The sequence below is a fragment of the Campylobacter concisus genome, assembly GCF_002913765.1.
GTDB lineage: Bacteria > Campylobacterota > Campylobacteria > Campylobacterales > Campylobacteraceae > Campylobacter_A > Campylobacter_A concisus_BB.
The window spans coordinates 97604-119306 of sequence record NZ_PPCH01000026.1 but is presented as its reverse complement, the minus strand read 5'-3'; the positions used below and the strand labels follow the sequence as shown (position 1 = coordinate 119306).

Genomic DNA, 21703 nt, shown 5'->3' with positions numbered 1-21703 from the left:
GCTTACGCCATCTCTTCAGCGCGTTTCAAAAGCTCTTTCGCCCCTTTTTCTATAAATTTATACGCTAGCTCCTTGCCGACGCTTTGAAATTTATCTTTGCTACTCTTTAAGCTATCTTTTATAAACTCGCTTCCATCAGGCAGGCCAACGATCGCATCGATAGAAATTTCATCACCTTTTAGCCTTGCGCTTATGCCTATTGGCACTTGGCAGCCACCCTCCAAAACGCTTACGAAGTCACGCTCTATGGTCGTTTCTATGACTGCATTTTCGTCGTTTAGAAAGTCAATCTGCTCTAAAATTTGCTTCTCATCTCTAGCCTCGACACCAAGAGCACCCTGACCCATCGCAGGTATCATCTCGTCAAAGCCAAATGTGTAGATGTGCGCCACTTCAGCCTTTAAATTTAGGCGGTTTATGCCAGCCATCGCCAAAATGATCGCGTCAAATTCGCCCTCTTTTAGCTTTCTAAGTCTAGTTTGCACATTACCTCGAAGCGAGATGATCTCAAGATCAGGCCTCATGATAAGCAGCTGCATCTTGCGGCGCAGGCTCGTTGTGCCGACTTTTGCGCCGTGCGGTAGGTCGCTAAATTTAGCAAATTTCTCACTTATCATCGCATCTCTTGTGTCCTCACGTGAGCAAATGGCCGCTAGCTTAAGTCCTTCTGGAAAGACTACTGGCACGTCTTTTAGGCTATGCACGGCGATGTCAGTCTCGCCTTTTAGCATGCTATCTTCAAGCTCTTTTGTAAAAAGCCCCTTGCCGCCGATCTTGGCTAGTGGCGTGTCAAGGATCACGTCGCCCTTTGTCTTCATGCCCTCAAGCACGACCTTCACGCCCTTGTGCTGCGCCTCGATCCTAGCCTTGATATGCTCGCTTTGCCAAAGCGCTAAGATGCTCTTTCTAGTTGCTATTTTTATCTCTTTCATCATCACTCCTAATTTACTCTTTTTGGCTCTTCGATGACCTCAACGTCGATGATCTCGCCATCATCTTTTCTACTGCCCTGCTCGCTAAAGTTTTGAAATTTAAACTCCTGATAGCTCTCATTTTTCGCTGCATTTTTCTTAAAGACTAAAGAAAAAACGACCACGGCGATACCAAAAATATCTGTCAAAATCCCTGGTAAAAAGAGCAGTGCTCCGCCAAAGCTAAGCCCTAGCTGGCTAAATAAATTTCCACCAATAAAGCTCTTAAACGCCACTTGAGGCGAATTTAAACTAGAAAATCCAGCATTAAAAAGAAGTGCGATGCCAACAAATCCAGAGACCAACACCTCAAGAAAGTAGTTTAAAAAGCCAAATTTATCAACAAAAAGATAGATAAATACCGCTTCTATCAAAAAAAACAAAAATGCAAAAAATCTCATAAGCTTTCTTTTATCTTTCTAAAGGCCTCGTCTGCCTCTATCGCCTCTTTGCTTAGCCCATCTCTCGTGATAAACTCGACCTTGCCATTTGCAAATTCTTTACCCACAAGCAGCGCGTAAGGGAAACCCATAAGCTCAAAATCATTCATCTTAACGCCAAATCTCTCGTTTCTATCGTCGATTATGACGCTAACGCCAGCTTTTTTAAGGCTCTCATAAAGCTCAAATGCAAATTTCACGCCCGCTTCATCTTTTAAATTTGAGATGATGATCTCCACGTCAAACGGCGCGCACTCTTTTTTCCAGATGCAGCCCTTCTCATCGTGGCTAGCCTCTATCATCACAGCGATCAGCCTGCTTATTCCGATGCCGTAGCAGCCCATCAAAAATGGCTTTGCCTTGCCGTTTTCGTCAAGATATGTCGCATTCATCGCAGCTGAATATTTATCACCTAGCTGAAATATATGACCGACTTCTATGCCTTTGCTAAGTTTTAAATTTCCGCCACAAACTGGGCATTTATCGCCCTCTTTTACCTTTACAAGGTCTTTAAATCTCTCTTCGTTAAATCCGCTAACACTAACGCCAACAAAGTGATAGTCTTTTTCGTTAGCGCCACATATCATGTTGTTTGCGCCCTTTAGCTCGTTATCTATAAAAAATTTCACATCCTTTAGCCCAACTGGCCCGCAAAATCCAGCCACAAGCCCAGCTTTAGCCACATCAGCCTCGCTAGCATCGACAAGCTCTAGCGCCTTGCAAGCATTTTGCGCCTTTGTCTCTTGAAGCTCGTCATCGCCCCTTACAAAAAAGACCACAACCTCTTCTTTATCCTCATAAATCGCCTTTTTCATAACGGCTTTTATGCAGTAAAACTCGCTAACTTTGAAAAACTCCGCCACATCTTTTATAGTTTTTGCATTTGGCGTTAGAAATTTAGCCGCGTCTGCCTCTGGCGCTTCAGCCTCGCTAACTCTTGGCTTGCGCCTTGCAGCCTCGACGTTTGCAGCGTATCTGCAAGCCTCACAGCAAAGTATGTCATCCTCGCCGTTACTTGCAAGTACCATAAATTCTTTACTGCCGCTACCACCAATGGCTCCACTATCAGCCTCAACAGCTCTAAAATTTAGCCCCAAACGGGTAAAAATCTTACTATAAGTTGCCTCCATAAGGTCAAACTCACGCTTAAGATCCTCTTTGCTCGAGTGAAAGCTATAACCATCTTTCATCGTAAATTCGCGTCCTCTTAGCAAGCCAAAGCGTGGTCTTGCCTCGTCACGAAATTTGGTGTTTATCTGGTATAAATTTAGCGGTAGCTGCTTGTAGCTAGTCACCTTGCCACGTACCAAAGCAACAGCTGCCTCTTCATTTGTAGGACTTATGACAAAGTCATTATCTTTTCTATCTTTAAAGCGCAAAAGCTCCTTGCCAAAGACGTTGTATCGGCCACTTTGCTTCCAAAGCTCGCCTGAAGTAACCACGCTAAAGCTCACCTCTAGCGCGCCAGCCTCGTTCATCTCCTCTTTTACCACGCGTGAAATTTTATCGTGCATTATCTTTCCAAGCGGCAGATAGTTGTAAAGCCCAGAGCCGATCTGCTCAACAAAGCCACCTCTTATCAAAAACTGATGGCTTGGTAAAGATGCATCTTTTGGCGCTTCTTTGGTCGTTGGGGCGTAAAATTTACTAAATTTCATCTATATCTCCTGCTTGAAAATTTTGTTCATCTTTTATGTCAAATAAAAATTTAACTCCGTTTGAAAGCTCGCTAGCTCTCTCCTCGTCTGCAAGCCCTTTTAGCTTCATCGTTGGTTGGTGTAAAAAGGCTTTAAAGACCTGATGGATGAGCTTTTGCGCCTCATCGTAATCACTATGTTTTAAATAGCCCTTTTTTATCGCCTTTTCTAGCTCGTTTTTCGCGCAAATTTCAGCCTGTTTGCGGATTGATTTTATAAGAGGCACGCTCATATCTTCTTTTAAAGTCTTTAAAAACTCACTCGTATCTTGACCGACGATCGAGTAGGCCTTTTGCGCCTGCTCCTCTCTTAGGGCTAAATTTTTACGCACGATCTCTTCTAAACTATCGACCGTATAGACGCTGATAAGCTCTGTGTTTAAAAGATCGATATCTCTTGGCACGGCGATATCAAAAAAGTATCTGTGAAATTCTCTTGGCTCGATGATCTCGCCTGTGATGATGGCGTGCGGGGCTGCAGTGCTTGAAAAGATGAGATCGTAGTTATTTACATACTCTTTTAACTTCAAAATGCTATCCCAGCTCGCGTTATCTCCTAGGCTATCAACTAGCTGTTCGACGCGCTCAGAGCTTCTGTTTATGATGATGACCTCTGCGCCGCTTGATATGAGGTGCTTTGCTGCTAGCTCACCCATCTCGCCAGCGCCCACGACGATAGCCGTTTTACCTTCAAGCGTGCCAAAAATTTCTTTTGCCTTTGCCACGGCGACGCTTGAGACTGAGATCGGGTTTTTAGAAATTTGAGTTTCGTTTCTAACCTTGGCAGCGCACTTACATGCGTAGTGGATGATCTTGCTGATGTCTTCGCCACATGAGTTATTATCATAGGCAAATTTAAAGGCATTTTTTAGCTGGCCAACGATCTGCGTTTCTCCAACGACTAGGCTATCAAGCGAGCTTGCCACGGCAAATAGGTGGTGTGCAGCACCGCTGTTTTCGTAGATGTCAGCTCTCTCATAAAGCTCATCTTCAAAAACGCCTGAAAATATCGACATACACCTGATTATGTGGGCAGTAGCAGCCTTTACATCCTCTACACTTGCTATGATCTCGACGCGGTTGCAGGTGTTTAGCACCATGCTCTCTTTTATGTTTTTGTTTGAGTTTATCAGTTTTAAAATTTGCTCTTTTTTATCGTCACTATCAAAGGCAAGCTTCTCTCTGACCGAAATATCAGTATTTTTATATGTAAAACTTATGTCTAAATAGTGCATCAAAATTCCCTATCTATCATGCTTTTTATGATCCCTTCAAGCTCGGCGTTTTTATACTCTTTTATCGCTTCTATCGCCTCAGCTCCAAGCCTTTTAGCCTCGCTTATAGCCTTGCTAAGTGAGCTAGTTTTATCAAATTTTTCTTTTAGCCATGAAATTTCGTCCGCGTTTAGTTTCTTTGCCCAAAGCGATCTAAGCTTTGCTTGATTAGCCTCATCTAGGCTCTTATAAAGATAAATGTAAGGAAGCGTTGTTTTGCCCTCGACAAAGTCGTTAAGCGCTGGTTTGCCAAGCGTTTTTTCATCTTGAGTGATGTCTAATATATCATCAACGATCTGAAATGCAAGACCTAAATTTTTGCCATAAATGCCAAATTTCTCGCTATCTTTGCCAGCTAGCTTTGCCCCACAAATAGCCGTAGCTTCTATCAAAACAGCTGTTTTATAGTAGATCATTTTTAAGTATTCTTGCTCGTTTTCATTAAAATTTTCAGCCATTTTCACATCCATCATCTCGCCAATGCTTAGTTTGCTGACCGCATCTGAGATGACAGCTGCGATGCTTGGATCAAATTTTGTAAGCTCAAAATAAGCCTTTGAGTAGAGGATGTCGCCTAGCATGACTGAGTTTTTACTACCAAAAAGTGCGTTTATGCTTGGTTTGCCGCGCCTTATATTTGCCTCGTCTATGACGTCGTCGTGCAATAAGCTTGCAAGGTGGATGAGCTCGATGATAGCGCAAAGCTTAAGTGAAATTTCACTCTCGCCTGCGATCTTTAAAAGAAGTTTTGAGCGAAGCTTTTTGCCTGAGCTTATCTTTAAAAACATCTCAAACGCCTCTTTATAGCCAAGCTCGCTTATAAATTTGCTCATTATTTCATCGATTTTATCCATTTTTATCCTTCTATTTATCCTCGTGCGGATCTCTAAAACCCACATCCACACGCTTGCTCTCATCTAGTAGCGCCACCCTAAAATGCGCCTTTTTATCCTTAAAATCAATAAATGATATATAAAGGCTCACGCTCTCGTTTGGCGGCATCATAAAATCAGGCAAAACTCGCTGCATGTAGGTGTTTTGTCCTTGTCTTAGTGAAAAGACCATCTGCCTTGGATAGCGCCTAAAAAAGCTCTGCACAGTGATATTTGTGCTATCAAACAGCGTCCAGCGAAAGTCAAACGTCTCAACTCTTTGAGTTTTTTTCTCGGTTATAAAGACCCTCGCCCACTCATCTTTTTTAAGCTCAAATGCATGCACCGAATTTGGGTCAAAATTTGGCTCTTTTGCAAAGACAAGAGCGGCTAGCAAAGCAATGAGCGCAAAAATCTTACTCATTTTGGCTTAAAATTTCTCCGCTAAGCTCGATATATAGGTCATTTACTCCGTTATAAATTTTATCTTGCTCTGAGGCTGTAAAATTTCTGATCTCATCTTCGCCAATGCCATGCTTTTCGCAAAGCTCGCTCATAGCCACAAATTTCTCAAAAATTTTATCTATCTCGTTTTTAACTAAAACGGCATTTGCGTTAAACAAAATGTCATAAAATTTATCTCTCGCACTGCCCTCAAATATATCTATCATCGCTGTTTCTTTGAAAATTTCTTAAGATTATAGCCAATTAAAACTAAGTTAAAAATTTAATATTATCTCCCAAGCCTCGCCAACATTTTTGGCGTTATACGTGGCTGTTTTGCTCTCCTCGCCAAATCCCCAGCAAACTTGCACATAAGGCATATTTGCATTTTTGGCGGCTAGCTCGTCTTTTAGGCTATCTCCTATAAAGATCGCTTTATTAGCCCCTGTTTTACTAACAGCTAAGTAAAGCATCGCAGGATCAGGCTTTTGCGGTATCTCCTTACTAGCGCCGATGACCTCGTCAAATAGCTCATAAATTTCATTTTTCTTTAAAATTTTCTCTAGCGTATCGTGCGGTGCGTTGCTTGCCAAAACGACCTTGTAGTGAGCATCTTTGCACTTTTGCAAAAGCTCTTTTACGCCCTCATAGGTAGTCGCACACTCATCGTAAAATTTCTTAAATTTCTCTTCAAAGCCCTCTTTTAAGCTCCTGCTTGGCGTGTCGATGCCGTAAAACTCAAGGGCTAAATTTCTACCTGGCTCATTGATCGCTTTTATGATAAATTCCTTTTCAAGTGGCGGCAAATTTAGCTCATCTCTCACTTCATTTACCGTTTTATATATCGCCTCGCCGCTATCGATCACCGTGCCATCCATATCAAAAATAACTACTTTCAATCCTCATCCTTAAATTTATTTTTATGTTTTTCTTTCTTATATGTCTTTTGATTTTTTAGCTTATCGAGTAGATTTGCCGCCTTTAAAAGCTCTTCTTTTGAGGCATTTTTGATAAGCAAATTTATAAAATTTTCTAGCGCCTTTGAGTATGGCTGATCAAGATAAACAGCCTCTACTTTTTCGATGACTTTCGCGTTTTTCTCCACTCTTTGGCGAAATTCAGTCTCGTCAAAGTCATCTCTTTTTAGCCCGTTTATCGCTGATTTTGCAAATTTTTCTAGCGCGCGAAGATATTTTACACGCTTAAATTTGTCCGTGACTTGGTTCAAATTTTTCCTTTTTTTGGCAAATTATATCAAAATTTGATTTTATCCCCTAAATTTTGGCTTTGCTAATGTATAATTTACGCCAAAATTACCAAACAAGGAGCAAAAATGAGGCAAGAAACCGCTGCGATCCACGTAGGCTACGACACAAACGAGGGCTTTGGCACGATGGCTGTGCCTATTTTTCAAAGCACAGCTTATGACTTTGGAAGTGCCGAGACAGCAGCTGCTAGGTTTGATCTAAAAGATAGTGGCTACATCTACACAAGACTTAGCAACCCAACGACAGATATCTTTGAAAAAAGGGTCGCCGCACTTGAGGGCGGAGCCGCTGCGATAGCGACTGCAAGCGGTCAGTCAGCTTTGTTTTACAGCATAATAAATTTAGCCCAAGCAGGTGATAATATCATCATCGCTAAGAAAATTTATGGCGGCACAACGGTGCTTTTTACGCACACACTAAAAAGATTTGGCATAGAGGCCAGAGTCTTTGACAGCGACACGGCCGATGATCTGGAGAGTTTGATAGACGATAAAACTAGGGCTATATTTTTTGAAACGCTTTCAAATCCGCAAATTTCTATCCCAAATATCGAAAAAATCGTAGAAATCGCAAACAAATATGGCATCATCAGCATCACTGATAACACCGTGCCAACGCCTATCATCTTTCAGCCACTTCGCCACGGCGTCGATGTTTGCGTGCATAGCGCTAGCAAATATATGAGCGGTCAGGGTCTTAGCCTAGCAGGCGTGGTCGTCAGCGCAAATCACCTAAATGAAAAGCTAAAAGGCAACAAGAGATATGAGCACTTTAACGTGCCAGATGCGAGCTACCACGACATCGTCTATGCTGATATGACCGACAACTTCGACATCTACACGCTAAGAATGAGGCTAGCTATCGTGCGCGACATCGGCGCTGTGATCTCTCCGTTTAACTCTTGGCAGCTTATACAAGGGCTTGAAACGCTCGCTGTTAGGGTTGAAAGACACTCGCAAAACGCGCTAAAAGTGGCTAAATTTCTAAACTCTCACAAGCATATAAAAAGTGTGGCTTATCCTGGGCTTGCTGATAACGTAGATCACGCAAAGGCGCAAAAATACTTTAAAGACGGCATGGCCAATGGGCTATTTTGCTTTGAAACTGATAGCTTCGAGCGCGCAAAAAAGATGCTAGAGCGCGTAAAACTCTTTAAGATCGTGGTAAATATCGGCGATACAAAGTCGCTCATCACGCACCCAGCATCGACAACTCACCAGCAGCTAAGTAGCGAAGAGCTTGTAAAAGCTGGCATCACAAAAGAGCTCATAAGAGTTAGCATAGGCCTTGAAAACGCCGAGGATCTGATAGCCGATCTGGCTCAAGCCTTAGAATAAACAAATTTCTAGCTCTTTTTGGGCTAGAAATTTAAAATTTACTCAAGCTTGCCGCATGTCCTCTCGCACTCTTTTGCATGCCTTAGAAATTTTATAACGATATATATGGCAAGTAGCGGCACGCTTATATACCAAAAGGCAAAAAAGGCGAGTATAAAAAACATAAATAAAAATGTTGCGAAATATACCAAGACTGCAAGGATGATACTATCAAGCATTTTGCCTCCCATTTTGCTAGTGCTTTGGTGATTTTATAAAAAGCAAAATAAAATGATACTGAACAGATTTGTTTTGGCTATAAAATTTGAGCTAAGCGATAAGCGAGGTCAAATTTTAGTAGGTAATTTTGTATATATGAAGCTCTGGCAAATTTTAAAATTTCATGAGCGAGTAATTTCGGCTCTAAAATTTGAGCTAAGCGATGAGCTAAGCGATGAGCGAAGCCAAATTTTAGTAGTCAATTTTTGCGAGTGAGTGGAATTTTAAAATTTGCTTTGAGATATAAATTTATCAAAAGGGAGTCAAGGGGACTCGGGTTACGGTCTGCTTGCAGTTGCGAGCTTGCGAAGCAAAGAAGCTCCCCCTTAACAATCCCCTAACCCCGACGACGTTAGAGGTGCATGCCTCAGTGCTTCGCACTGCATGCGTTTTATTGAAATTCTAGTAAATTTTAAAATTTATGAGCGAGCATATCACGGCTCTAAATTTAGTGCTAAACGAAGTGTAGCCTAAATTTAGTAGCCTGCTAAGGCAAGCGAGTAAAGTTTTAAAATTTACAAAGAGAAATGAAATGTGGCAAGTTTTATCAAAATTTTAATAAGTCAAATACTTAATCGTATCTTGATAAAGCACTTGATTTTCGCATTGTATCAGTAATAGGTCATTTTCTTCAAAGATTGTTGAGCCAGTTGGCTTTTGATACTCGTTTTTACGCTTTATTAGGATTATTAAAAACTCAGTTGGAAGCTCAAGCTGAGCCAAATCTTTGCCAATTAGTTTTGAGCCATAGTGGATGGTATGCTGGTGAAGCGTATAGCTTAAGATCGGCGAGTTTTCTACTGCCTTAACATCCTCTTGCTCACTCTCTTTGACCTTAAATTTATCAGCTGCAAAGCCAAGCGACATGCCCTGTATCAAAATAGAAATCAAAACCATAAAAAATATAATGTTAAAAATCATATCCGCATCACGTACGCCATCGACATAAACATAGGTAGCTAGTACAACTGGCACGACGCCTCTTAGCCCAACCCAGGAGATAAAAATTTGCTCATTTATCTTAAATTTTGAAAATGCAAGCGATGCAAAAACACCAAGTGGTCTTGCAAAAAACATAAGCCACAAGGCCAAAACAAGTGCTAACAGCGCAGTTGCAGGAAGTTGTGATGGATTTACCAAAAGGCCAAGTGTTAAAAAGACCACTATCTGCATCGTCCAAGCGATACCATCGTGAAAACCGACTAAATTTTTCTTGTGAGAAAACTCTTTTTTATTTATAAAAATTCCAGCAATATAAACAGCCAAATAGCCATTGCCACCGATTTTAAAGCAAAGCGTATATAAAAGCAATATCCAAGCGATAGAAAAAACCGGATAAAGGCCCCAGCTTTTTAGATGAAGTCTATTAAAGATGGCTGGCAAAGCAACGCCAAATAAATAGCCCATAGCGATACCTATGCCAAACTGCTTAATAAGTGTGATCGCCCACTCTGACGCACTTGGAGTGCTATTTAGTGAGATCATTTGAACGATCGTCATAGTTAGAAATATCGCCATTGGATCGTTTGAGCCAGATTCAAGTTCAAGCAATGGCGCAATGCTATTTCTAAGTGAAATTTTCTTGGCTCTTAGTATGGCAAATACCGCTGCTGCGTCTGTTGAAGAGATAATGGAGCCTAGCAAAAAGGCCTCCGCCCAGGTAAAATCAAGCAGATATTTTGCAACTGGAGCGATGGCTAGCGCAGTTAAGAAAACACCAAGTGTAGCAAGCGCTAAACCTCTACCAAAGATAGGTTTAATCGCTGCAAAATCAGTATCTAGCCCACCAGCATAAAGTATAAAAATAAGTGCTAGCATGCCGACATTTTGAGCGATCATTTGATCATCAAAATTTACGCCCAGCAAGCCATCTGAGCCAGCTAGCATGCCAACGCCTAAAAATATTATTAAAGATGGAATTCCAAATTTATCAGAGATCTTACTTAAAAGAATGCTAGTTATAAGCAAAACTGCAAAAAAATAGTAGTAAATTCTCCAAATAAACTCCACAAAATTATATTAAATTATACTTTCAAAAACTTCAAATTTATCTTGATTTACAAGCATCTCAAGCAAGACACCGTAGTTATCTTTTATCTCATCTTGAAGTTTTATAGCAAGCTCTTTTGCGTCTTTTCCATCTTTTGGATAGGTAACTACTAGATCGATCGGCTCAGCGTTTAAAAACTCTTGTATGCCAGTTAGTAGCTCGCTAGCGCCTCTTTCGTTTGTGCCGTGAAGCACGACTACGTAGTGTTCATTTTCTCTTATGACAACGTCTGTTTGTCTTAGGATTTTTTCAAAAATTTCGCCATATTCTTTACTATTTGGCAAAGAAAAATATATCAGAGATAAATTTTTCGCATAGTCCTTTACGTTTTTGTATCGCTTTATAAAAGCTATCTCAAGATCGATTATTGATAAAATATCAACTGCTGAGAAGATTTTTGCCGCCATTTTTACACTCCTTTTTTTGCGGTTTTGATTTTACGCCGCTATTATATCTTGTAAATTTTCAAAAATAAAGACATTCATTCCATTTTTGTATTCATAGCCAAATTTTAGTCCATGAGCCTCAAGGATGTTGCTAACTATATATAAACCTAAGCCAAAGCTCTTTTGCGCATCCTCGCCTTTGATAAATGGCTGGATGTAAAAGTCAAGGTCGTTTTTTAGCTTCTCGCCTTGGGTTATAAATTTCATATGATCCTTGCTAACCATGATATTTACGTGCTTATCGGTTGAATACTTTATGCCATTATCTATCATATTTTTAATAGCTACTGAAAATAGCTTAAAATCAACCATCACCCTAACCTCATCAAGCTCGCTAATGCCAACATGCTCCTTTTCAACCATCGCTATATCGATAGCCTCGTCGATGAGATCTCTCATAAGGCAAGGCGTTTTATTGGTAAGTCCTATCTTTGAAGTGATCTGCTCGATCGCTGCAAGCTCGTTTATCAAATTTTCAAGCTTGTGAAAGACAGAGATTAGCCTCTCTTGATTTTTACTTTTTTCTATCATTTGAGCAGCGATCAGCCCCTTTGTGATAGGTGTTTTTAGCTCGTGCATGATATTTCTTAAGAAAAGATGCCTTGAATCATTTAGTGCTTTGATCTGACAAACAGCTTCATAAAATGCCTCTGAAACTTCAGAAATTTCATCCTTACCGTTGCCGACATTTTGCACGCCGTCAAGCTCGCCATTTGCAAATTTCACGATCTGACGCTTTAGCTTTCTAAGTGGCTTTATCTTGTAAATTACAAAGATATAAGCAGCTAGCAAGATGACTGCAACTACGGCAAACACAGCCTTTATCACCTCGTATCTATAAGGTTGAAATTCTTTATCCATCAAAAGCTTTAGCTCGTCTAAATGCTCGATCTTTAGGTAGTGATGCTTATCATAAAGCAAGATAGCACTTGATCCTAGATCACTTGAAATTTCTTCTAAAACGGCTGCATTTTTTAAAATTTCTTCTTTTTCCTTTTTAGCTGTGATCTCTGGCATATCGATGTTTGAGAGCTGGCGGTCGTACTGAGCTTTATTTATGATGCCGCCCATATATAGTAAATTTGTCCTAGCGACGTTTGAGTATTTGTTATTTAGCTCTCTTGTGTAGTTTTGTTTATCAAAACCCATGAGCCACAAAAACGCCAAAAATATCGAAACTAGCGCAAGCCCAAAGATAAATGTTATCGTGATAAATATAGAAGATCTTGGCATCAAAGGACCAACTTATAGCCGATACCACGGATCGCGTGGATGTATTTTGGCTCTTTTGGATTTTCATTTAGTTTTTGGCGAATTCTGCCGATGATGACATCGATACTTTTGTTTGAGCTATCTTCATTTATGCTCTCGCAGTTATAGATGAGCTCCTCTCTAGTGACCGCCCCGCCCTCTTTTTGAAGCAGATATTTTAAGATGTCATACTCCGCTGCAGTTAAATTTAGCACGCTTCCTTTAAATAAAATTTCCCGTTCAAATTCTTTCAAAACTAAGTCTTTGTTTAAATTTCTTGCCTCATTTGCAGGGGCTATGCTCTGCCTTCTTAGATGGCTTTTTATACGAGCAAGAAGCTCTTGTGGGTCATAAGGCTTTGGCAAATAATCATCCGCGCCGTTATCTAGGGCATTTACTTTGTCTGTTATATCGTGCCTTGCGCTTGAGATGATTATAGGGATGTTGTGCTTTTTTCTTATCTCTTTGCACACCTCTAGTCCGTCCATGCCAGGGAGCGTAAGATCAAGGATAACTAGGTCAAATTCGCTTGTATTTAAAGTAGATAGTCCGATATATGGCTCCTCGGCCGTCGTTACTTTTATGTCGTAGTTTTCTAGGTATTCAGTTAAAATTTCAGCAAGCTCCATATCATCTTCTATCATTAAAATTCTAGTCATGATCTTTCCTGATGTAAATTTATTTTTAAAGATTATAGCAGATAAAGGTTTTAAAAATTTAAAAGAGTTAAGAGCTGAAATTTCAGCTCTTAAGTAGTTATTTTATAACAAGGCCTTGCATGATGCCACCGCGGTTTATCCACACTAGCGTCTTTTTGCCTTTTGCGTTTTTAACTGTGCTTGCAAATGTTTGAATATCTTTTATGCTCTCTTCGCCAACTTGAACGATCACATCGCCTTTTTCAAAGCCAAAATCTTCAGCTTTTGAGCCGCTTTTTACGTCAGTTACAAGCACACCTTGAGTGTCTGGGCTGATCTTATATTTAAATCTTATCTCATCGCTTAGATTACTAACGCTAAGACCATCAATGATGACGCTTTTTGTCGCATCTTTTGCGTTGTGGTCCATATTTACAAGCTTGATTTTTGTATTCATGATTTTATTTGATCGCTCGTAAGTTATATCAACACTGCTATTTGGAGTTAGTGAGCCGATGAAATTTTTAAGATCATTTGCGTTTTTGATAGCTTTGCCGTTTGCTGAGATGACCAAGTCGCCTCTTTTTAGCCCTGCTTCATCTGCTGGCATGCCCTGCTCTACGCCGCTTATTAAAGCGCCTTCTTTATTTGTATAAAGCTCTTTTTGCTCATCAGTTAAATTTGCGATAGTTACGCCGATAAATCCACGCTCGATCTTGCCGTCTGTTATCAGCTTTTTGGCGATATCTTTTACCATATTTGATGGGATCGCAAAACCAATGCCGTTGTTGCCTCCACTTTTTGAAAGTATGGCTGAGTTTATACCGACCAAATAGCCCCTACTATCAACCAAAGCACCACCTGAGTTACCAGGGTTTATAGAGGCGTCTGTTTGGATGAAATTTTCATATTGATTAAGTCCGATATCATCTTTATTTAGCCCTGAGACGATACCTTGAGTGATGCTCTCGCCTACGCCAAAAGGATTGCCTATAGCAAAGACGACATCTGCATCAAGTAGCTTTGACGAGTCAGCAAATGTGATCGCATTTAGCCCATTTGCCTCTATCTTTATAACGGCTAGATCGGTTTTTGGATCGCTGCCTATTAGCTTGGCTTTATACTCCTTGCCACCCTTTGCCAAGGTCACAACGATCTGGTCGCTATCTTCGATGACGTGGTTGTTTGTAACGATGTAGCCGTCATTTGAGATGATGACGCCAGAGCCAAGAGAAGTTGTCTTTTCTTTCTCTTTTGGTTTTGCAAAGTTAAATCCAAAAAATTCATTAAAAAACGGGTCATTAAACATCTGCTCGATGCCAGCGTTGCTTACTGTTTTTGTAGTTGAGATATTTACAACTGAAAGTTTTGCCTGAGCGATAGAGTCATAGTATGAGAGCACACTATTTTTATCACTTAACGGCGAAACTCTAGTTACATCTTGGTTTGCTTCGTTAAATTTAATATCAGCTCCCATTAGCAAAGAAGCTGCCGCTAATGAAATTAGCATAAATTTTTTCATTTTTTTCCTTTAAATTGAAAATGTCTTGAAATTATAAATAGAGCTTAAAAATAAAATCTTAACGCTTTTTTCTCCTTTGTAAATAAAAATAAACTTGACTTGCATAGACTAAAGTTTTGTGATATAATCCGTGTCAAAAAACATAAGGAGAATATATGAGCGAAAGCTTATATGAAACTTTAGGAGTTTCAAAAGGCGCATCAAGCGACGAGATAAAAAAAGCTTATAGAAAACTTGCTAGAAAGTACCACCCAGACATCAACAAAGACCCTGGAGCAGAGGATAAATTTAAAGAGATAAACGCTGCTTATGAAATTTTAAGTGACGAGAAAAAACGTGCCCAATATGATCAATACGGCGATAATATGTTTGGCGGTCAAAATTTCCATGACTTTGCCAGAGGTTCAGCCGATATGGGCGATCTAAACGATATCTTGAAAAATATCTTCTCAGGCGGCTTTGGCGGAGGTGGCGCTAAATTTAGCAGTAGCTTTGGCGGAGGTTTTGAAGGATTTGAAGGCTTTGGCGGAGGCGGATTTGGCTTTGGCGGAGCTGATCTAGATGTAAATGCCAAAATTTCTATACCATTTGACGTGGCTGTAACTGGCGGCGAACATAAGATAAATTTTAATGGCGAGAGCATCAAGATAAAGATCCCAAGCGGTATAGAAGGCGGCGAAAAACTTCGCATAAAAGGCAAAGGCAAGAGTGCTGGCGGTCAAACTGGCGATCTTATACTTGCCATTAGCGTTGAACCAAGCGACGAGTATGAAAGAGTTGGCGATGATCTATATAAAGATGTAGAAATTCCACTAAAAACTATGCTCTTTGGCGGCAAGATAAATGTGCATACATATAAAAAAGATGTAACCATCAAAATCGCTGAGAACTCAAAAACAGGCACGAAGATCCGCTTGAAAGGATACGGCGTACAAAACAGAAAGAGTGGAATTTATGGCGATCTTTACTTAAAAGCCAGGGTAAAACTTCCAAATATCAGTGAGCTTGACGAGGGCTTAGTAAAAGAGTTAAAAGAAAAATTACCGGAGTAAAAAATGCAAAATTACGAAGAACCACTTTTTTTAATAAGCGTTGTAGCAAAGGTTTTAAGCATACATCCACAAACTTTAAGACAATACGAAAGAGAGGGACTAGTTGAACCCTCAAGAACAGATGGCAAGATGAGGCTCTACTCACAAAAAGACGTTGATCGCGTCAAAACGATACTAAATTTGACCCGCGAACTTGGCGTAAATTTAGCAGGTGTTGATGTGATACTTCAGCTAAAAGAGAAAATTGACGATTTAGAATCGACTATTGATGAGTTAAATAAAAAATTACACGAAGCTACCAGTCAAACTAGCACCAAAAGATCGCTTGTGAAGAGAAAAAGTAGCTTTGATCTTGTATTTTACGAAGGCAAAAAATAATTTATGGAACAAATTTTAGAAGGCTTCTTGCTTGTCGCTGCGATCTCAGTCGCGTTAAATGTCATTTTTAAGAAATTTCAGATACCAACCATCATCGGCTACATCGTAACTGGCACGCTTATATCAGAATTTTTCAACCTAAAAAGCAACGATGAAATTTCTCATATAGCTGAATTTGGTATCGCATTTTTGATGTTTACGATCGGACTTGAGTTTAGCTTTAAGCACCTGATGAGCATGAAAAAAGAGGTCTTTCTAAATGGCGGTCTGCAAGTTTGCTTAAGCGGCTTTGTGATGGGCGTGATGCTTTACTACGCGCTTCATCTAAAGGACGAGACAGCGCTTATCGCAGGTCTTGCCTTTGCTCTATCATCAACTGCGATCGTGCTAAAAACGCTAAATGACAATGGCGATGTAAGTAAAATTTATGGTAGAAAGGCGCTTGGAATTTTGCTATTTCAAGATATCGCCGTCATCCCTATTTTGCTTATGATAGATATGTTTAGCTCGCAAGATGCCTCGATAAATGAGCTTTTACTAAAGACTTTTACGAGTGCGGTTATCCTTATCGTTGTGCTATTTTTGCTCGGCAAATACGTCATCAACTGGATATTTTACAAAGTCGTTCAGACAAACTCTCAAGAGGTCTTTATCGCAACGATCCTCTTTTTAGTCGTTGGCGCCAGCACACTAGCTCACTTCTTTGGCTTTTCATACTCTCTTGGTGCATTTTTAGCTGGCATGATGATGGCAGAGACGCAGTATAAGCACCAGATCGAGGTCGATCTCATACCTTTTAGAGATCTACTTCTTGGACTGTTTTTCATAACCGTTGGCATGCAGATAAATTTTGTAGTCGTGCTCTCAAATATCTGGCTAGTTCTAGGTCTAGTCTTTAGCATAATGGTCGTAAAAGCCATCGTCGTTTTTGCTGTTTTAAATATCTACTTAAAACGCAGGGTCGCTGCTAAAACCGCACTTAGCGTCTGTCAGATCGGCGAATTTGCACTGGCTGTCTTTGGGCTAATGACTACTAGAAATTTACTAGATGTCCAAACTGCTCAAATTTTCATCGCAGCCTCTGTTATATCTATGTTTGCGACGCCTTTTATACTTAAAAAGCTTGACGTCATAGCTGATCTCGTCGAGCGCGAAATAGTGATCGAGTCAAATGACGCCCTAAAGCCACAAAAACTAAAAAATCACATCGTCGTCTTTGGCTACGACAGACTTGGCCAAGAGGTGGTTTTGAGGCTAAAAGAGACAAAGCTTTTATACATCGTACTTGATAATGATATCAGCCTAGTTGAGCTTGGCAGAAGCCGCGGGGAAAATGTATTTTTAGGAAACGTGCTGCAAAGCGACACTCTTGAAAATGCCTGCCTAAACGACGCAGCAGCCGTTATCATAACAGTTAGCAACGAGCAAAGAGTTGAGCTAATCGCGCAAAAGATCAAAGACTACGGCGCAAATATCCAGACTATCATCAAAGCAAATGGCGAGGGCAACAAAGATATCTTTGGCGAGCTAGATGCAAATTTCCACCTTATAAGCGAAGAGCGCGTCATGGCAAAAACACTTGTTCATGAAGCCCTTCAGTGCAAGATTGACCACGACGTAAGAGCGTAGTAAATTTAGCTTCTTAAAACACGTTTTTTTAAGTTTGTTTAAATAAATTGATAAAACTATTAGTAACTTTTTTGATTGCATAAGAAACAATAGAGACAATAAGAAGCTAAAAAATTTGTCTAGCCGCAGCATCAATGCTAGTCTTAATGAGAAAGAAGTAAAAATTGATGGCTATTAAAAGATAAAAAATAGAATTTATTGCAAATTAAAATAAAAGCATATTTGGCAATAATATGCTTTTAAAAACTAAATTTAAAGCCTAGCTTTGCCATGCTTTTACTCATTTCTTAAAGTTTGAAGGACATTTACCTCTGTGGCTTTTTTGGCTGGATAGTAAGACGAGATAGCCACGATAAATACAGCCCCAACTACGATAAGCACAAGATCAAGAGTTGAGAGTTCAAGTGGTAGTTTGCTTGAGCCATAGACATCAGCTGGCAGGTCTATGATGTTGAAATTTCCAAGTAAAAATAACCCCAAAAAGCCAAGCACTAAGCCAAATATAATGCCACCACCGCCGATAACTAGCCCTTGATAAAAGAAACTTCTTTTTATCTCGCCTTTGCTAGCTCCAAGTGCTAAAAGCAAGGCGATTTCTTGCCTGCGGTTCATCACGGTCATTAGTAGTGAGCTTATTATATTTAGCGACGCCACAAGGATAATAAGCATCAAAACGATGAAAAGTGCTCTTTTTTCAAGTGCGAGCGCTGAGAAAAAGTTGCCATTTTGCTCCCACCAGCCAATGGCAACCGTGCCTGCTGGAAGGCCTTCGCGCACCCTTTTTATATCATCAAATGGCTTGTTTGAAAAGATGTGAATTCCATCATAAACGCCCTTTGGATAGTCCAAAATTTTTCTTAATGCATCAACTGAAGTATATGAAAACGCCTTATCGTAGGCGATGAGCCCAGATGTAAATGAGCCGCCGATGTCAAAGCGCTTCATCTTTGGCGTTAGTGAAAAGCCAGCTGGATCGGCCTTTGTAAAGATAAGCGTTAGTTTTTCATCGTTTCTTAGCCTAAACTCACTCGTTATGCCACTTCCCACAAGTATCTCAAAGCCCTCTAGCTCTTTGTCTTTTAAAGCTTCATTTACGACCGAGTTTATTTGCTTTTCATCTTTAAAATTTACGCCATAAATTAGCCCACCTTCAAGTGCATTTGCCGAGCGGTAGATGACCTGCGTGCTGATATATGGACTAAATTTAAGGTCGCTAAATTTAGCCTTTAGTTCATCTACAAAGCCATCATCGATCGATCCTTTAAAGGCGCTTTGAACAGTTATTGGATAGTTCATCGTAAAAAGCTTGCGCTCAAATTCTTTATCAAATCCGTTCATAATAGCCATCGCAACGATCAAAACCATAAGACCAATGCTAACACCAAGAAAGGCAAGCAAGGCGCTTAGAGCGATAAATGGCTGAGTTTTATCAAATCTTAAATATTTAAAAAGTAGATACTTTGGTAAGCTTGTCATCAAATAGCCTTTAAAAGATTAAGGCGCTTTGGCGCCTTAAAAGTAGAAATTTTAAGCAAATATGCCTTTTTTAGGGCCACTTTTGCCGTGGCAATCTTTATATTTTTTACCGCTTCCGCAAGGGCATGGAGCGTTTCTTGGTATCTTTTTTTCTGGCGTGAAATTTTCATCTTCGCCTTGGTTATTGTAGTTTAGAGGCTCATTTTCAGCATTTTGACTAGCTTCAAGCATCATCCTAGCTTGCTCTTCTTGCTCCTCTCGGCTCTTAAATCTAACGATTTGAAGCGTCTTAACGCTCTCAGTTTTTAGCCTACCAACTAGCTCCATAAAGAGGTTGTAGCTCTCTTTTTTATATTCAACTAGCGGATCTTTTTGATTATACCCTCTAAGACCGATGCCAGTTTTTAGGATATCCATCTGATAAAGGTGCTCTCTCCACGCATTATCAAGCACTTGAAGATATAAAATTTTCTCTATATCTTTTCTTTGCTCCTCATTTAACACGCTCATCTTTTCGTTATATCTAACCTCTAAAATTTGCGCTATTTTTTCTACTAGTTCATTATACTCTAGCCCTTTTAGCTCGTTCTCGTCGATCTCTTCGCCGCAGTCTGCAAGGATGATAGAGCATAAATTTTTAATGTCATAGTCATCTTTCAAACCGCCATGGAAAATTTCAGCCGTATCAAGTAAATTTGTAGCGTATTCAACCCTATTTTGAGCTATCTTCTCGCTCATATCATAGTTTTTATCAAGTAGTTCGTCGCGGTATTTATAGATGGTCTTTCTTTGCTCATTTGCCACGTCGTCATACTCAAGCAAGTGCTTTCTAGCCTCAAAGTGCAAGCTCTCGACTTTCTTTTGAGCATTTTCAACAGCTCTTGTCACCATGCGGCTCTCGATGCTTTCGCCCTCGTCGATACCAAGTCTATCCATGATCGCTTTTATGCGGTCGCTACCAAAAATTCTTAAAAGATTATCCTCTAAGCTTAGATAAAATCTACTCATACCAGGGTCGCCCTGACGTCCAGCACGGCCACGGAGCTGATTATCTATCCTTCTACTTTCGTGCCTTTCGGTGCCGATGATATATAAACCGCCAAGGTCTCTCACCTCGTCGTTTATCCTGATATCAACACCACGTCCAGCCATGTTTGTAGCGATAGTCACAGCGCCTTTTACGCCAGCTTGCGCGATGATCTCAGCCTCTTTTTCATGGTTTTTAGCATTTAGCACAGAGTGTGGGATGCCAGCTTTTTTAAGCATCTCGTGAAGCACCTCACTACGCTCGATACTTGCAGTTCCCACAAGTACTGGCTGACCCTTTTCGTGAGCTTTTTTGATCTCGTCGATGACCGCTTTAAATTTCTCATTTTGAGTTTTGTAGATAAGGTCGTTTTGATCGATCCTCTTAACTGGCACGTTTGTAGGTATCGAGATAACTTCAAGATTATAAATTTGAGAAAACTCGGTAGCCTCTGTCTGAGCCGTACCAGTCATACCGGCAAGCTTTTTATACATCCTAAAATAGTTTTGATATGTTGTATCGGCTAGCGTTTGGCTCTCTTCTTGAATTTTCACGCCCTCTTTTGCTTCAAGCGCTTGGTGAAGCCCCTCACTAAAGCGTCTGCCCTCACTTAGACGTCCTGTAAATTCATCAACTATGACGACTTCGCCATCTTTTACGACGTAATGAACGTCTTTTTCAAAGAGATTGTGTGCTTTTAGAGCTTGATCTAGGTGGTGGCTTAGCACGGCGTTTTCAAGGTTGTATAAATTTTCAACCCCAAATAGCTTTTCAGCCTTACTTATGCCAGCTTCTGTGATCATTATCGTTCTATTTTTTTCATCTACTATGAAGTCGCCAGTTGGCTTTGAGCCAGGTACGTTTGGATCAGCTGGAGTGCCTCTGGTAAGCTGTTTTGCGACTTGATCGGCTCTTATGTAGCCATCAAGCGTGCGGTTTGTTGGACCAGAGATTATAAGTGGTGTTCTAGCCTCATCTATCAAGATACTATCGACCTCATCGACGATAACGAAGTTATGGCCTCTTTGCACCTTTTGACCAGCTTCAAATTTCATATTGTCACGAAGGTAGTCAAAACCAAATTCTGAGTTTGTGCCGTATGTTATGTCGGCGTTATAGGCAGCTTGTCTTACCTCATCGTCATATCCACCGCTTAGTATCACATCGACGCTTAAGCCTAAAAAGTTATAAAGCTCGCCCATTTGCGTCGCGTCACGCTTTGCAAGGTAGTCATTTACAGTTACTACATGCACGCCCTTGCCGCTCATCGCGTTTAAGATAACTGGCAAAGTCGCAACCAAGGTCTTACCCTCGCCTGTCTTCATCTCAGCGATCCTGCCCTCGTTTAGTACCATGCCGCCTATTAGTTGCACGTCAAAATGGCGCATCTTAAGCACCCTTTTGCTAGCCTCTCTAACTAACGCAAAGACATCATTTAAAATTTGATCTAAAGTGACTTTCTCTTCGACGACTTGGGCTTTTAGCTCGTTAAATTTGATCTTAAGCTCATCGTCGCTCATCTTCTCATATGTAGGCTCTAGCGCGTTTATCTGCGCCACACGTTTTATATATTTTTTGACTTCTCTATCGTTTTTCGTGCCAAAAATCTTTCTAAATACCGATGAAATCATTACTTTACCTTCCTAAATTTTTAAACTTTGGATCTTAGCATAG

The 21703-nt window shown here is 40.4% G+C and carries 21 protein-coding genes and 2 pseudogenes; 5 read left to right on the top strand and 18 right to left on the bottom strand.

Translation table 11 applies throughout. The features are described 5' to 3' along the window. Positions 1–2: 2 nt before the first annotated feature. From hemC to CYO89_RS09840, 9 genes are read right to left on the bottom strand one after another with little or no spacing between them, the layout of a single operon-like run. Positions 3–932, bottom strand: a complete 930-nt coding sequence (gene hemC, locus CYO89_RS09880) for a hydroxymethylbilane synthase (protein ID WP_103598156.1) — start codon at positions 930–932, stop codon at positions 3–5. Positions 933–940: 8 nt separating this feature from the next. Next, positions 941–1372, bottom strand: coding sequence for an FxsA family protein (locus tag CYO89_RS09875; protein WP_002940399.1), 432 nt, complete (start codon positions 1370–1372; stop codon positions 941–943). After that, positions 1369–3069 (bottom strand): proline--tRNA ligase, encoded by a 1701-nt coding sequence (locus CYO89_RS09870; RefSeq protein ID WP_103598155.1) that lies wholly within the window; start codon positions 3067–3069, stop codon positions 1369–1371. Before CYO89_RS09870 ends, CYO89_RS09875 begins: the two co-directional genes overlap by 4 nt. Beyond that, positions 3059–4342, bottom strand: coding sequence for a glutamyl-tRNA reductase (gene hemA / locus CYO89_RS09865; RefSeq protein ID WP_103572203.1), 1284 nt, complete (start codon positions 4340–4342; stop codon positions 3059–3061). Before hemA ends, CYO89_RS09870 begins: the two co-directional genes overlap by 11 nt. Then, entirely contained in the window at positions 4342–5235 is an 894-nt protein-coding gene (locus CYO89_RS09860; RefSeq protein ID WP_103598154.1) for a polyprenyl synthetase family protein, read from the bottom strand. Before CYO89_RS09860 ends, hemA begins: the two co-directional genes overlap by 1 nt. Before the next feature lie 10 nt (positions 5236–5245). After that, entirely contained in the window at positions 5246–5677 is a 432-nt protein-coding gene (locus tag CYO89_RS09855; RefSeq protein WP_103598153.1) for a hypothetical protein, read from the bottom strand. Continuing rightward, on the bottom strand, positions 5670–5924 hold the full coding sequence (locus CYO89_RS09850) for a DUF2018 family protein (RefSeq protein WP_103569463.1): 255 nt from the start codon (positions 5922–5924) through the stop codon (positions 5670–5672). The genes CYO89_RS09855 and CYO89_RS09850 overlap by 8 nt, the downstream gene beginning before the upstream one ends. Positions 5925–5972: 48 nt before the next feature. Continuing rightward, complete coding sequence (locus CYO89_RS09845) at positions 5973–6596, bottom strand: HAD family hydrolase (RefSeq protein WP_103598152.1); 624 nt, start codon at positions 6594–6596, stop codon at positions 5973–5975. Then, entirely contained in the window at positions 6593–6925 is a 333-nt protein-coding gene (locus CYO89_RS09840; RefSeq protein ID WP_087581825.1) for a hypothetical protein, read from the bottom strand. Before CYO89_RS09840 ends, CYO89_RS09845 begins: the two co-directional genes overlap by 4 nt. Positions 6926–7030: 105 nt before the next feature. Here CYO89_RS09840 and CYO89_RS09835 point away from each other — a divergent pair, with 105 nt between their 5' ends. Further along, the gene (locus CYO89_RS09835) at positions 7031–8302 is read left to right on the top strand and encodes an O-acetylhomoserine aminocarboxypropyltransferase/cysteine synthase family protein (protein WP_103598151.1); all 1272 of its coding nucleotides are present in this window, start codon (positions 7031–7033) and stop codon (positions 8300–8302) included. Positions 8303–8340: 38 nt separating this feature from the next. On the opposite strand, the gene CYO89_RS09830 is transcribed toward CYO89_RS09835, so the two are convergent. After that, complete coding sequence (locus CYO89_RS09830) at positions 8341–8520, bottom strand: transformation system protein (protein ID WP_103598150.1); 180 nt, start codon at positions 8518–8520, stop codon at positions 8341–8343. Between the two features lie 52 nt (positions 8521–8572). On the opposite strand from CYO89_RS09830, the gene CYO89_RS09825 reads away from it, so the two are divergent. Next, positions 8573–8776: a hypothetical protein gene (locus CYO89_RS09825; protein WP_103598149.1), complete on the top strand. Its 204-nt coding sequence runs from the start codon at positions 8573–8575 to the stop codon at positions 8774–8776. Positions 8777–9115: 339 nt separating this feature from the next. Here CYO89_RS09825 and CYO89_RS09820 read toward each other — a convergent pair whose 3' ends face one another. From CYO89_RS09820 to CYO89_RS09800, 5 genes are all read right to left on the bottom strand, one after another. Continuing rightward, positions 9116–10570, bottom strand: a complete 1455-nt coding sequence (locus tag CYO89_RS09820; protein WP_430516212.1) for a potassium/proton antiporter — start codon at positions 10568–10570, stop codon at positions 9116–9118. Positions 10571–10579: 9 nt separating this feature from the next. Then, the gene (locus CYO89_RS09815) at positions 10580–11017 is read right to left on the bottom strand and encodes a pyridoxal-5'-phosphate-dependent protein (RefSeq protein WP_002940300.1); all 438 of its coding nucleotides are present in this window, start codon (positions 11015–11017) and stop codon (positions 10580–10582) included. A 30-nt stretch (positions 11018–11047) separates the two neighbouring features. Next, positions 11048–12289: an ArsS family sensor histidine kinase gene (locus CYO89_RS09810; protein ID WP_103598182.1), complete on the bottom strand. Its 1242-nt coding sequence runs from the start codon at positions 12287–12289 to the stop codon at positions 11048–11050. Beyond that, positions 12289–12966 carry a response regulator transcription factor gene (locus CYO89_RS09805; protein ID WP_002940190.1) on the bottom strand — a complete coding sequence of 226 codons (678 nt, stop codon included), beginning with the start codon at positions 12964–12966 and terminating at the stop codon, positions 12289–12291. Before CYO89_RS09805 ends, CYO89_RS09810 begins: the two co-directional genes overlap by 1 nt. A 97-nt stretch (positions 12967–13063) precedes the next feature. Continuing rightward, a complete protein-coding gene (locus CYO89_RS09800; RefSeq protein WP_103598148.1) occupies positions 13064–14467 on the bottom strand; it encodes a Do family serine endopeptidase in 1404 nt (467 codons plus the stop codon). A 155-nt stretch (positions 14468–14622) separates the two neighbouring features. On the opposite strand from CYO89_RS09800, the gene CYO89_RS09795 reads away from it, so the two are divergent. The 3 genes from CYO89_RS09795 to CYO89_RS09785 are packed head-to-tail and all read left to right on the top strand — an operon-like array spanning position 14623 to position 17526. Further along, on the top strand, positions 14623–15519 hold the full coding sequence (locus CYO89_RS09795; RefSeq protein WP_103590658.1) for a DnaJ C-terminal domain-containing protein: 897 nt from the start codon (positions 14623–14625) through the stop codon (positions 15517–15519). Positions 15520–15522: 3 nt separating this feature from the next. Next, positions 15523–15897 (top strand): heat shock protein transcriptional repressor HspR, encoded by a 375-nt coding sequence (locus CYO89_RS09790; RefSeq protein ID WP_103559065.1) that lies wholly within the window; start codon positions 15523–15525, stop codon positions 15895–15897. Positions 15898–15900: 3 nt separating this feature from the next. Beyond that, positions 15901–17526, top strand: a complete 1626-nt coding sequence (locus tag CYO89_RS09785) for a cation:proton antiporter (RefSeq protein ID WP_103598147.1) — start codon at positions 15901–15903, stop codon at positions 17524–17526. Positions 17527–17802: 276 nt separating this feature from the next. On the opposite strand, the gene CYO89_RS09780 is transcribed toward CYO89_RS09785, so the two are convergent. The 3 genes and pseudogenes from CYO89_RS09780 to secA form a co-directional block, all read right to left on the bottom strand. Continuing rightward, positions 17803–19002: an ABC transporter permease gene (locus CYO89_RS09780; RefSeq protein ID WP_103598146.1), complete on the bottom strand. Its 1200-nt coding sequence runs from the start codon at positions 19000–19002 to the stop codon at positions 17803–17805. Between the two features lie 51 nt (positions 19003–19053). Beyond that, positions 19054–19155: pseudogene (locus tag CYO89_RS10770) on the bottom strand (SEC-C metal-binding domain-containing protein); the annotation flags it as partial. 108 nt (positions 19156–19263) lie between these two features. After that, positions 19264–21660 (bottom strand): annotated as a pseudogene (secA, locus tag CYO89_RS09775) (preprotein translocase subunit SecA); the annotation flags it as partial. Between the last annotated feature and the right edge of the window lie 43 nt (positions 21661–21703).